Genomic DNA, 13,637 nt, shown 5'->3' on the forward strand with positions numbered 1-13,637 from the left:
ATCGCATGAATAAACAAGTCTAAAAATGTGTGGAATCTTTGGCGATTACAGTAAACCACATTGACCATATCCACTCTTTAAAATATACTGAAACCATTAACATTAAACATAAAAGTGAACATACTTATTATCAATAGATATGGGTTATGCAACTAGAGAGGAGCTGTGACTTGAGTTGGTCAAAGAATCTATTTATATTGGTCACGGTTGTTTTAATTATTGGTTTGGTCGCCTATTATTGGAACGTTTTAAATGAAGATACTGTAGTCAAAAGAGGAGAGGTTAACCTCTCGCAATCAGAATTTTTTGAGAAAGGGTACATTGAACTAAATGGAGAATGGGAGTTTTACTGGCGAGAATTGTTAGAACCTAAAGATTTCGAGCAACAAAATGAAGATATAGATTATACACTTGTTCCAGGAAATTGGAGTCGAGATCTTCATGGTAATCAGTATGAAAATAAAGGTTTTGCGACTTACCGAATGGTAATAAATGATATTCCTGATGACATATATTTCGGCTTTAAAAAATCAAATATTCGTAATGCCAGTAAAGTCTACATAAATGGAGAAGTCGTTTTAGAAGATGGGCATGTTTCAAAATCCTTGGAAGGTAGTATCCCAGGGAATAATTCGGACATTACTTATTTTGAATTGCATGATGAAACGGCGGAAATTATTATCCAAGCGTCTAATCATGAATATATCGTAGGTGGTATTTCCAGACCACTTCTATTTGGTTTGCAACAAGATTTAGTAAGGCATCAACAACAAAATATTATGTTTGAATTTGCTATGATATTAGTAGTGTTTATGGTCGGTGTATTTTATATTATTTTATTCTTTACAAGCAGATACTACCGTAGGATGGAACCCGCAACTTTTGTGCTAGCGCTAAGTTGCTTATGCTTTGGTGCTATGGGGAGTATGTATAGTGAACGAATTATTACCGTTATGTTTCCAGACCTCACATTGAATACAACCTTCCGATTTGGTCACATCGTCAGTGCTTTATCAGTTATATTTGTGTTGAATGTTGTTAATAAAATTAATGATGATTTTCTGTCGAACCGCATGAAATCTATTATCTCGGTCATGTTTGGTGTTTTCATTATTTTTGTATTAACCTTACCGCTGGAAGTGTATTTGAGCACATTAACTTTTTATATGATTTTCGTCGTCGGTGTATTTTTATGGATTTGGATAAAAGTCTTCCTTACGTTCTTTAAAAAACAAGATAAGGGAATGAAACAAATTGAGCATGTCACACTTATTGTTGCAATATTTTCTGTATTTTTATTTTGGTTTGATGTTATGCTCTATAGTTTTGGCATTAAAGCAGATATGAAAATTGCTTTTTTGTGCATGGCGATTTTTAGCCTCGCAATAGCCTCGCTACTAATTTATCGTTATACCCTTTACTACAAAAAAAGTGAAGAGCTCTCGATAGAATTACTTCAAACCTTAGAAGTATTAACTGAGAAATCTAATCAGGTTAAGGAAAATGAATTAGCGTTTTTACAAGCTCAAATTAAACCGCATTTTTTGTTTAATGCCTTAAATGTGATATCTTCTATGATATTAAAGCGTTCAGACCAAGCATACGAGCTAGTTTTATCATTGAGCGATTATTTGCGTGCGAAATTTGATTTTTATAATAAAGAGAAATGGATCAGTATTAGAGATGAATTAGGTTTCATCTATTCCTATCTTGATATCGAACAGGCTCGTTTTGAAGAACGATTAAAGGTGGACGTTCAGTTGAACGATGATATAGATTTTGTTGTGCCTCCATTATTAATTCAACCGTTAGTTGAAAATGCTATAAGGCACGGTGTCAATATGAAAAAAGAAGGAGGCACTGTCTCCATTCATATTACCAAAATAACACAAGGTCATCTGATCAAGGTAAGTGATGATGGAGTAGGAATGACTAGAGAAAAGATACGAGATATATTAGATCAAGCATTTTCAAATAAGGATGGAATTGGATTGCAAAATATTCAAAATCGTATGCATCGTTTATTCGGGAAGGGATTACAAATTGAGAGTTCACTAGGAGAAGGAACAACGATTTCAGTAATAATACCTGATCGGAGGATATCAAATTGAAAATACTCATGATTGACGATGAACGAATGGCCATGGAGCATCTAAAAACAATTCTTGAAAAAAGTCAGCAAGTGGAAGTTAATGACTTAGCAACTTTTGTATCACCAAGCGACGCTTTACAGTGGGCTCACACAGAGCAAGCTGATATAGCGTTTGTGGATATTGAAATTCCGGAAATGAATGGATTGGTTTTAGCAGAAAAATTGAAAACCATTCAGCCTCATCTGGAGGTTATATTTGTCACAGCTTTTGAAGAATATGCGGTGGAAGCATTTAAACTATATGCGTTAGATTATTTGCTTAAACCAGTCCGCCCTGAGCGAATGTTAACGACATTAAATCGAATCTATACTAGATTGGAAGAGAAAAAGTCGATGGCAAAATCTTTTGAAAAGGTTATCATTCATTTATTAGGAAACTTGACCATTCAAAAAGGAGATCAGGATATTGATTTGAAATGGCGTTCTGGTAGAGTTAAGGAGTTATTTGCTCTTTTGTTGCATTTCCGCCAGCAACCGATTTCTAAATTCGATATTATTGATTATATTTGGCCGGATTTTTCAGATAAGAAAGCTTTTACTCACTTAAATATGACCATTTATCGCTTGCGGCAATTATTACAAACACATCAATTGAATATAGTGATTAAATTTCAAGATGAATCCTATCAATTAAGTTCAGGAGCAGCGATTGTGGTTGACGTTGATCAATGGTATGAACATTTAAAACAATATCCTACTGTGACATCAGTTAACATCAAAGCATGTATAGACGCTCTGCATTTAAAACAGGGACGCTATATGCAGAATCTGGATTATAATTGGGCAGATAATGAACAAGCCTATCTTGAAAAAAGTTATACAAATCGATTAATGGACATCGCTCGCTTTTTGGCAGAATCAAAGCAATATGATGAGGCTATTAAGTATTATGAACAAGCATTTCAATTAAATAGCTATGATCAGCAAATAATGATCGAGTTATTCCAGTTGTATGCTCTAAAACATCGCAATGCCGATATTGAAAGATTCTATCAAGAGGTCAAGTATATCTATCAAAAGGAGCTTGTAACTCCAATGAGTAAGAAGATAGAACGTTGGTACCGAAATTGGCAAAAAAAGCTGAATAAATCTATATATTAAATTTACAATGTAGTCCTTTGGTTATAGGGGGCTATATTTTTTTTGAACAAAATTATCGGATTCTTTCCCCTTACTTAATCAATTTCAAAATACTAATTTCGAGCTATTTGAAACTACATTTAGTCTAATTGATTCGTTTTCTAACTGTATGTAGTTTCAAATAGATGTGTAAGGTGATTATGAAATTGACTCTACTATGATTATTATTCCAATTATATATGAGTTCTGTAGGAACATAGACTTATGTTAAGTCTATGTTAAGTGCAAATAATTATAATTACTGTAGAAAAATGTAGAAAAATGTAGAAATCTACAAGTACTTACATAATGAATTTGGAGGGTTTTTATGAACAGGCAACATAGAAAACAGTGGAACAAATGGATTAGCGTGTGGCTTATTTTTGGATTATTTCTTTCGATGATGCCAATTATACCAAATCAAGCAGAGGCAGCAACGTTTGACCCAATTACGATTGCACAGGGTGATGATAGTTTGGGTATTAATGATCAATTTGATCCTAGCTTTTGGAATGTTGGTTATGATGCTAGCATTTCTTCAGACCTAGACCGTATTCAATTAACACCTCCAGCTAAGGGGAAGAAAGGTTTTGCCTATTTCAATGATAGTATTCGTTTAAGTGAAGACTTATCATTTAATGCGAAATATACGTTTGAAATTTCGGAATCAGACAAGTTTGGTGCAGATGGTATTGCTTTTGTTATACAAGCGGATAGCAATACAGCGGGTGCTGAAGGTGAAGGGATGGGATATAGTGGTATTGATCCTAGTGTTGTTGTGGAAATAGATACCTATGAAAACCCAGGAATTGACCCATCAGCAAGCCACATTGCAATTATGGAAAATGGAGATTATACCAATCATTTAGCTTCTAAAGATCTAGGAGTTATTGATCAAGATACAAACTTATACTCCGTGTGGGTTGATTACACTGCGGGTAATATGAAAGTTTATTTTGCAAAAGATTCAGATGGGAATACAACAAAACCATCAGATCCATATCTAGATCAAGCTATTGACTTGCAAGATGTTTTTGGCAATACGCAAGATGTTTTTGTTGGATTTTCATCCGCAACAGGTGGTTCCTACTCGAAACATGAAATTTTAGGTGTGTTTTTTGATAGTGAGTATACATCATCTGGTATTAAAGAAAATGATAGTTATAAGCAAGAACCTAAACCAGAAGCACCTACAGATATGACGGTTACTAAAACAAAGGATGAAGCACTAACTGTTACCCCTAAAGAAGGGAAGGACTATGTATTTTATGAAGATGAAACAGCTGTAAAACCACTGGGATCTGGTTCCTCTTTTACCATCGATGCAAGCATGAATACGGATGGAAAAACGTATTATTATTCTATAATCGAAAATGGTGTACAGAGTGAAAGAGCAGCAATTGATGTGGAAATTGCATCAGAACAGGTCGGAATCTCATTAAATGAAGAATCTAGTGAAGAAGGTAAATTTTTTTTTAAAGATTTAACTGTCAAGGGTTCGGCTATTAAAACGATTTTAATTAGTTTTAATAAAGCAGTGTCGGAAAATGACAAGATCATTCTGCCAGCTTCTCCAGCTGGCTTTACCGTTTCAGATAGCTCTAAGGCAAACAATTATACTAAACGTATTAACCTATCTGAATCTGTGACAACAACGGATGTTCAAAATTACTTGCAAGAGGTTGCTTATCAACTGGAAAGTGGTGAACAATCGGTCCAAGTAGTTCTCACTTCAGAAGATGTTCAGTATGATACATATTATAGTATTGATACAGAACATTATTATCAGTATGTGACGGATAAAGTGTCATGGACAGATGCCTATCAGAAAGCGAAAGATATGAATTATATGGGGCGAACTGGCTATCTTGCGACTATCATGAGTAAAGAGGAAGATATTTATGTTAATTCTCTTTCCGGTGGAGAGGTAGGTTGGCTTGGTGGTGCAATTTTAAAACCGACTTCTGATCAAAAGGTAAATGCGTCAGGAGGAACGGAAGGTGCGCTTTTGTATTATGAAGGGTTTGATACAGATCAAACCACTGATGCATGGTATTGGATGAATGGCCCAGAAATAGGTACGAAATTTTATGCAAGTACAGGTACAAGAGATACAGAGAATAACTTTGATAAACCTGTTGCTGACTTGGATGATTCATCACTAGAAAAAGGCTACTATTTTAATTGGGGAGAAAAAGAAGGTTGGGAAGACCAATCAACTAAACAAGACAAAAATGATTGGCGTGAACCAAATACACAAATTGGGCCCAATGAGGATAGCCTAAGTGGGACAGACATTCCAGCTAATAAGCGCGAAATGGTTCTCTCAACACTAAGTGACCCTTCCTTGGATCGTGTCAGTAGACAAGGCACAGATTTTTGGTGGAATGATCGTCCAAACAATCCAACCAACAGTTCAACCTGGGATGCAAAAGGATATTTTGTTGAATTCGGAAATTTACCAGTTGGGGAGAACAGTGAGACAACTGTAACAACTTTCGCGTCTGATACTTCGATGTTATATTTACCTAAACCAGATGCACCGAGTCCAATAACGATTACGAAAGATATAGATCAAGCCTATACCGTAACACCGGAACCTGGTCCTACCTATTATTTTTATGAAAATGATACGGATACTGAAGCAATTTCGAGTGGATCTGAATTTATAATTGATAGCAATATGAATACGAATGAAAAGCGTTATTATTATTCTGTGAAAGAAAATGGGATTGAAAGTGATCGAGCCTATATTGAGGTATTAATTGATGATGAAGTTATGGAGGAAGATATCGGGATTAAAACCTCAGACGGAATAACGAATTATACTTCTGGTGTTGTAATTGACCTAAATTTAGAAATTGAAATGAAAAGTTATGAAGCTCTAGATTGTGCCTCCATTATAATTAATGATTTTGAATTAGGTGATTCACTCATTTTTAGTAATCAGAATGGTATTTCTGGTAGTTATAATGAGGATAATGGTGTTTTAACACTTAGTGGTGAAGCGTCCGTTGAACAATATGAAGATGCGCTTCAATCGATTACATTTGATACGACAGAAATAGAATCCACACAACGCCAAATATCCTTTACGATTGGTAAGGCATTATATTTTGATCCAACACAGCATTTTTATGAGTTTGTAGCAGCAGAGGGCATTTCATGGCAGGATGCAAAAACGGCTGCTTCTAAAAAAAGTTTTTATGGTAGAGAAGGATACTTGGCTACCGTTACATCGGCAGAAGAAAATAATTTTGTGACAGAAAAATCAAGAGGAGCTGGCTGGTTAGGAGCTAGTGATGAAAATAATGAGGGTGTTTGGGAATGGGTAACTGGTCCTGAGAGTGGACAGCAATTCTGGCAAGGTGATGGTGATGGAGAAATTACCAATGATTTATATGCAAATTGGTATGTTAATTCATGGTCTGAACCTAATAATGATGGAAATGGCGAGGATTATTTACACATCTTTGGCTATGGTCATCAATTTACTAGTTGGGCTACGAACGCCATCGGTTATTGGAATGATTTTGCTGAGGAGAGTCCAGTAGATGGTTATTTGGTCGAATACGGAGGGTTACCTACCGATCACGTGGAGCAACTTCAGGTATCTGATCAAAAAATAATTAAATTTTCTGATAGCGGAAATCAAGTGGAAGTTGAAAATGGTACTGGATCAGGTATTTATCAAACAGGTAGCACAGTCAGAATAGAAGCTTATACACCATTAAAAGGCAAGCAGTTTAAGGAATGGCAAGTGGCGAGTGAGAATGTAGAGTTAGCGGATAGTACATCGATTGAAACAACGTTCACGATGCCGTTGGAGGCAGTGGAAGTCAAAGCTATATATGAAGCCATTCCAACATATGAAGTAACAGTTGTGGACGGAAATGGAACAGGAGTCTATCAAGCGGGTAAAGAAATTGAAATAAGTGCAAATGAAGATGTAGAGAATGGAAAAAAATTTAAGCAGTGGAACATAACAAACGGTAAAGTAGCACTATCCGAACCAAGTCAGGTAACTACAACATTTGTGATGCCGTCAGAAGCGATAACGATTGAAGCAATATATACGTATTCCTTGAAGGTAAAGGATGGAAGTGGAACTGGTGACTATGGGGTAGGAGACACCGTGAATATAGAAGCGGATCAAGATTTAAAAAATGGTAAGAAATTTGTAGAGTGGAAGATTACTAGCGGAGAAGTAACATTAATAGAAGCAAGTGAACCTAGTAGCACTTTTACAATGCCAGAGGGATCAGTAACCATAGAAGCGATTTATTCGTATGCTTTGACCGTAGAAAACGGAAGTGGAACAGGCAACTATCAAGCAGGAGACACGGTAACGATAGAAGCGACAGAAGCGCCAGAAGGTCAGCGATTTAAGGAATGGAACGTGACGAGTGAGAATGTAGAGTTAGCGGATAGTACATCGATTGAAACAACGTTCACGATGCCAGCCCAGGGAGTGGAAGTTACAGCCAATTATGAAGACATTCCAAGCTATAGTTTGACCGTAGAAGATGGAAGTGGCACTGGCGACTATCAAGCAGGAGACACGGTAATGATTGAAGCAGCAGAAGCACCAGAGGGTAAGCGATTTAAGGAATGGAAAGTGACAAGTGAGAATGTAGAGTTCGCAGATAGCACATCGATCGAAACGACGTTCACGATGCCGTCAGAACCTGTCACTATATTAGCAATATATGAACAAATGACAGAAAAGGAAATAAGAGATCAACTTAATGAAGCTGTGAATGACTTAACAATAGATACTGCCTTTGATTTTAGTGAAGATGACACTTGGGAAAGTATTACATTACAATTCTTAATGTTGAGGGTTGGCATGTATGAAACAACAATTAATTGGAAATCAAGCAAACCAAATGTGATCGCAATGGAAGGTAGTAAGGCAACAACATATAGACAAGAGAATGATGAATCAGTGATTTTGAAAGCGACGGTATCCAAAGCAGGCTACTCTGTTGAGAAACCATTCCTATTAATTGCAAAAAGCAATAAAATTGCCAAAAAAGAAAGTGAGTCTATTAAAAGGGAAGCAAGTATTGATTCCGATCAATTGAATTCAAAAAGCAATCTGATTGAACGAATTAATTTGTATGACAGCAATAACAACGTGATAAATAAAATTGATAAAATTATTGTAGACAAAGAACTAATAACAACAAAATCAAACAAGAATTTTTCAGTTTATTTATCTGATGATATTAATGATTTAGCGAATGAACTAGCTGTAGAAATCAACTCAGCAGCATTGAAAAAAGTTTTAGGTAACCTAGAAGTGAAGACAGACCAAGCCATAATTCAACTAGCTAAAAAAGAAATTGAAAGGTTAAACGAAAATGGCTTAGATCTTTATTTTAGAGTGGTATCTTTGCGTGATAAATTATCTCAAGAAGAGCTTGCAAAACGAATGCATGATGACAAATCTGTGCAATCCGTTGTCAGGTCTATCAACCGAAAAGGAAATGTGAAGATATTAGGAACTCCAAAAGAAATTGAAACGAATTATTCAGGGTATAAAACAGATATTATCTTACCTATTGGAGAATTTTATCAAGAAGATATAGATTTAGATAACATCCATGTTTATATCGAGCATAGTGATGGAACGATTGAAATTCAAAAGGGAACTATCACTTATGAGAATGATACGCCAGTTGGATATAAGTTTTCGGTAGATAAGTTTAGTACGTTCACATTATTTGAAGTCGAAGTTAAGGATGATTTGGTTACAGATCCAATTGATAAGGAAGAAAATTCAACAGATGGTATGGATAATACTGAAAATGATGAAGATGCAACAAGTGGAACAGTTGATAATATGAATGATCAAGAGTTATCCCAAGACCAACAAAAAAACATGAATTCAAAAGAAGAAAACCAATTACCAAATACTGCATTAAATATGTTTATGTATTTGATTCTGGGCGTGTTACTATTCGGGGTTGGAGTATCTATGTATTACTTTCAACGACGTAGACAAGAAAATTAAATATTTCCAACATGAGCAAAATATTTAAAGGTTATTGTGTGAGTTGTCTGAATTACTAAACGAGGAATATTCATACCTTTTTTGAACTAACCCACTGTAAGGAGGATATCAATTTAAATGATCTTATTGACAGAGGAATTGAAAAAATTAGGTTCATTGTAAAATGAAATGCAACAGCTAAATAAATAGAAAGCCATCGTGAAACCACGTATAATTACGGTTGACTAAAACACAAACCATACGGAGGTAATTCACGATGACTCATAGCCATTTTAACACGAAGGAACGGTCATTTGCACATTTGACCGAAACGGAAAGAGGTAATATAGAGGCCTATATGGATGAAGGCCTGTCGCTAAGGGAAATTGGGAGAAGAATGGGGTGTATGAGCATACCCCTGTCAAGTAGACATAAAAGGTTTGGGGTTAAGCTCCCAATTTATGCTTGTATTGTATTGGTGCTAATGATCCTAAACCTTTTTGTCTTCTTTTATTGTTATAAAAATCCATATACCAGTCTATCAGTTGATAGACTTCTTTAATGGTGCGTGGCTTTTGAATACGAATTGATTCTTCTTTGAGACGGCCAAAAAAGCTTTCAATCGGCGCGTTATCCCAGCAGTTTGGTTTCCTGGACATACTTTTTATCATCTCACAGGACTCTAAATAATTCGTGTATTCATGAGATGTGAATTAATTGCCTTGGTCACTATGCAAAAGTATCCCTTTTACATCAATTTTCTCTGTAGTCATATTTAAAGCATCCATAACTAATTCATTATCGTTTTTATCGCTAATATTATAAGCAATGATTTCATTATTAAATAAATCCAAAATAGCACATAGGTAGAGACGGGTACGTCCAACGTAGAGATATGAAATGTCTGTAGTCCATTTTCGAAGCATCTCATCTGCCTGGAATTCCCGATTTAATACATTACATGCTTTGTATCCTTCATGCTTATACTGCTTCTTTTTCTTAAATATTTGCGCTTAAATATTCATCACTGGTTCTAGGATAGCCATATGTCTTTCCTGTATAATTGTAGATTTTTAGAATGATAGATTTAAGTTCTTCATCATCTTTTTATTTATCTGTCATAGGTTGGTATTTCTTTTTGAGCAATTTATAATAACTACTACGTGATACTTCTATAACAGCACACAGATCAATTACGGAAAACATTTTAGAAAAAGAATAAATGAATTCATATTTATCAGCTGCCTTTAGGATTTTCCCTCCTTTCGAAGCATCATTAGCTTTTTAAAATAGGCATTCTCAACTCGTAAGTTATCTAAGAATTTCTATGAATAATTCAGGAGTAAGTAAGTTTTTGAGTAAAAGAGTAAAAAATCTTATGAGAATGTAAAAAAAGTACATTCTTCAACCCTATAAAATATGATGATGTGATATCGTTTTCATTAATGATAGCTATAGACATATATATTTTTGTCTATTGTTATATTAACAATTATTAGGGGAGGTTAAATCATGTTATATCCAATAAGTACAGAAACTCGTGGAGTAATCGATTTAAACGGGATTTGAAATTTCACATTAGACGATGGTACTGGTTTTAATCAAAATGGCTCGATTCAAACTTACAGAAACACAGAATCGATGATGATATCAAAAGTTGGTCGGATGATCGAATTTGGACGGAGCTTCATGAAAGGACGAAAACCAAAAAATATCATTTCATATGTCCGATTAGAAAACCTAATCCATAGAAACAAATGGCAAAGGCAAAAAAAGAAAATGTTTGATAACCTTCCTTAATAAAACTACTTTGGAAATGGAATTACAATACAAAGATTGAAACAATTATTCTTTGTTTCAATTGTTACATACCCTTGATATTTTTGAATGGTATGTCTAATGCTCTTTAACCCGAACCCATGGTAACCATTTTGGGGCTTCGTACTTATAGGAAAACCATTCTCAAACTTTAAAGTCTCTTCTAATGGATTAATTACATTTATAATTAAAAATTGACCCTTAGCATAAATAATGACATCAATAAATCGTTTACTTCTGTCACTAATATTCATAACACTTTCTATTGCGTTATCTAAGGCATTTCCAAAAATAGTGTATATGTCTATTGGTGCTAAGAATTTCATCTTTTTACCATCTACAACACAATTTATATGTATTCCATGAGACTGTCCATAAAGGCTCTTTTCTGTTAGGATAATGTCCATTGCCTCATTATCCGTTCTAACTATTGATTCATATATATCCACCGTATTTTCGATTTCCTTTAGATATTCTTCTATCCCCTCAGTCTTAGACATTTTGCGAAAAGCTGCTAGTTGATGTTTTAAATCATGAGACTTTTGATTAATTAGCGCAATATTTTCTTTCGTTAGATTATATTGTGATCTTTGATGGTACCAAAGATAATTTATCTTCTCTAATTCTTGTTGTATAGCACTTTTATTAAATAATGCATGTTGTAAATACAAAACTGTTACACAATACACCTGTGATATTAAAATCAATCCAAAATAAAACAAGTTCTCATTTTTAAAATGATTTTGATATAAAATATAAGTTAATATTTCAAAGATGATTGCAAGGGAACCTGCAGATATAAATTGCCGTGGTCCAATGTGATAACCACTTTCATCTGGCATTGTTCTAGCTATTGTAAAACCAACTATGCTTCCAAAGGTAATAACAAAAACAAAGAATATAACTATTTGCATCAAACTTGTTAGTAGTTCAGTATTACCAGTAATTGTCCTCAAAAATAACAGAATCTCCACCATCAACTTGCTTGTGATCACGGACCAAATGGTACAGTATACATTTTCCTTCCATTTACTTTCTGTCAAAAAAATAAATACAGAACAAGCCAACATATAGTCTATTAAGATTAAGATAAATTCATTAAATGAAAATTTGACTGAAAGATAACTTGCTAAAATATATAGAAATATAATAACTATAAATCTTAAATAGAATAAATCTTTATGCCTTAAAGGCATTAAAAAAACATGGCTAATAAACCATAAAGGAAAGTAAATCTGTAAGTAGGGGAGTAATTCTAGTACGAATGTTTTCATAGATTCCCTCCAATATAATTAGTAAATGCTCTCGTAAAGCTTGTTTTGTTTCTTCGACTAATTTCAAGCTCATTATTACCTACTAATACATTATCGCCATTTATTTCTAATACATGTTTAAGATTCACCAAATACCAATGATTGCAACGTACAAAATGAAAGGATTCCAATTCCTGTTCAATACTCTTCATTGTTCCACGAGCGGAAAATACATCATCTTCTGTATGGTAATATAAAAAGCGGTTTTGACTTTCAACATAGTAAATTTCGTCAATATTTAGCCTCTTAACAGAATGCTTAGTATTAATTAAAATTTGCTTTATTTCCGTCTTTTTAACTCTACCAATAGCTCTAGCAAATCGTATTTTAAAAGTATAATAATTAATCGGTTTTAAAATAAAATCTAAAGCATCTACCGAATAACCTTTTATAGCATACTGTGCCATATTAGTTATAAATACAATTACGACATCCTTATCTGACTTTCTAATTTCTCTAGCAGCTTCTATGCCATTTTGAGAAGGGAGTTCAATATCAAAAAGTATAATATCATAATCTGGTTTATAATCCTTAACAATATCAGCCCCATCTTCAAATTCAATAATATCAAATTCACAATGAGTTTCTAATGCATATTGATTTATATATCGTTTAATTTCCGACCTATAGTTAGAATCATCTTCTACAATTGCAACACGTAACATTTTCATACTTGAAATGTGTATTTAGAAGCAAATACACCCTCGTCTCCTTTCGTTTTGCCTAATCATGTAACTTTAATAAGATCAGAACTTTGGGCTATTGATTTTACCTAGAAGCTTGACTGCTCGAAGGGAGTGTACCAATTCCTTTGCAAATCCACTGAAAAAGGATAACTGTTTGGGACAAGAATACACGAAAATCATCTTTTGGTAAATGAGTTTTATCCTTAAATATGAAATGAACAAAATGGACAAGTTGAAGAAATTAACAAGATTACTACACGATTAACCTTACGACGGATGAGGAAAAAGAACTACCCGAAGCGACATTCTTCTCATTTGAAATGAAGTATTTCTCCCTGTTGTTCGGGAAGTTACCACTTAAGACGATTTATTGACCACTTCTTCAATCTCTATTGCTTTGGCTTGGTACATTGATTAAATTGATAAGGTAAACAATTTGAAAAATAGGAGAAGCCCATTAAAGGAAATTAACAAAGAAAGAGCGATTGTTTTTTATATCACGCGCGCTCAACTGTTCTGAAGACCATTGTCACGGATATTGTATAAGGAGC

At 34.2% G+C, this 13,637-nt stretch carries 7 protein-coding genes and 1 pseudogene; 4 read left to right on the plus strand and 4 right to left on the minus strand.

Features of this window, described 5'->3' with window-relative positions; all coding sequences use genetic code 11:
• Positions 1-170: 170 nt before the first annotated feature.
• The 4 genes and pseudogenes from ACI6MV_RS18930 to ACI6MV_RS18945 all read left to right on the plus strand — a co-directional run.
• Entirely contained in the window at positions 171-2,111 is a 1,941-nt protein-coding gene (locus tag ACI6MV_RS18930; RefSeq protein ID WP_407271883.1) for a sensor histidine kinase, read from the plus strand.
• Positions 2,108-3,253, plus strand: coding sequence for a response regulator (locus tag ACI6MV_RS18935; RefSeq protein WP_407271884.1), 1,146 nt, complete (start codon positions 2,108-2,110; stop codon positions 3,251-3,253). The genes ACI6MV_RS18930 and ACI6MV_RS18935 overlap by 4 nt, the downstream gene beginning before the upstream one ends.
• Positions 3,254-3,599: 346 nt before the next feature.
• Positions 3,600-9,290, plus strand: a complete 5,691-nt coding sequence (locus ACI6MV_RS18940) for an InlB B-repeat-containing protein (protein WP_407271885.1) — start codon at positions 3,600-3,602, stop codon at positions 9,288-9,290.
• Positions 9,291-9,546: 256 nt separating this feature from the next.
• A pseudogene (locus ACI6MV_RS18945) lies at positions 9,547-9,663 on the plus strand (IS30 family transposase); the annotation flags it as partial.
• Positions 9,664-9,715: 52 nt separating this feature from the next.
• Here ACI6MV_RS18945 and ACI6MV_RS18950 read toward each other — a convergent pair.
• The 4 genes from ACI6MV_RS18950 to ACI6MV_RS18965 form a co-directional block, all read right to left on the minus strand.
• Positions 9,716-9,928 carry an IS3 family transposase gene (locus ACI6MV_RS18950; protein ID WP_407271900.1) on the minus strand — a complete coding sequence of 71 codons (213 nt, stop codon included), beginning with the start codon at positions 9,926-9,928 and terminating at the stop codon, positions 9,716-9,718.
• Between the two features lie 54 nt (positions 9,929-9,982).
• Positions 9,983-10,195, minus strand: coding sequence for a DDE-type integrase/transposase/recombinase (locus ACI6MV_RS18955; protein ID WP_407271886.1), 213 nt, complete (start codon positions 10,193-10,195; stop codon positions 9,983-9,985).
• A gap of 879 nt (positions 10,196-11,074) precedes the next feature.
• Positions 11,075-12,361 carry an ATP-binding protein gene (locus ACI6MV_RS18960; protein WP_407271887.1) on the minus strand — a complete coding sequence of 429 codons (1,287 nt, stop codon included), beginning with the start codon at positions 12,359-12,361 and terminating at the stop codon, positions 11,075-11,077.
• Entirely contained in the window at positions 12,358-13,071 is a 714-nt protein-coding gene (locus tag ACI6MV_RS18965) for a LytR/AlgR family response regulator transcription factor (protein ID WP_407271888.1), read from the minus strand. Before ACI6MV_RS18965 ends, ACI6MV_RS18960 begins: the two co-directional genes overlap by 4 nt.
• Positions 13,072-13,637: the final 566 nt, after the last annotated feature.

Origin of the sequence: Radiobacillus sp. PE A8.2, assembly GCF_045635475.1 — a bacterium.
Lineage (GTDB): Bacteria > Bacillota > Bacilli > Bacillales > Amphibacillaceae > JBJGXI01.

Coding starts and splice junctions, on each gene's coding strand:
- ACI6MV_RS18940 (WP_407271885.1), top strand. CDS start 3,600: ATGAACAGGCAACATAGAAAACAGTGGAACAAATGGATTAGCGTGTGG.
- ACI6MV_RS18950 (WP_407271900.1), bottom strand. CDS start 9,928: ATGTCCAGGAAACCAAACTGCTGGGATAACGCGCCGATTGAAAGCTTT.
- ACI6MV_RS18955 (WP_407271886.1), bottom strand. CDS start 10,195: ATGCTTCGAAAATGGACTACAGACATTTCATATCTCTACGTTGGACGT.
- ACI6MV_RS18960 (WP_407271887.1), bottom strand. CDS start 12,361: ATGAAAACATTCGTACTAGAATTACTCCCCTACTTACAGATTTACTTT.
- ACI6MV_RS18965 (WP_407271888.1), bottom strand. CDS start 13,071: ATGAAAATGTTACGTGTTGCAATTGTAGAAGATGATTCTAACTATAGG.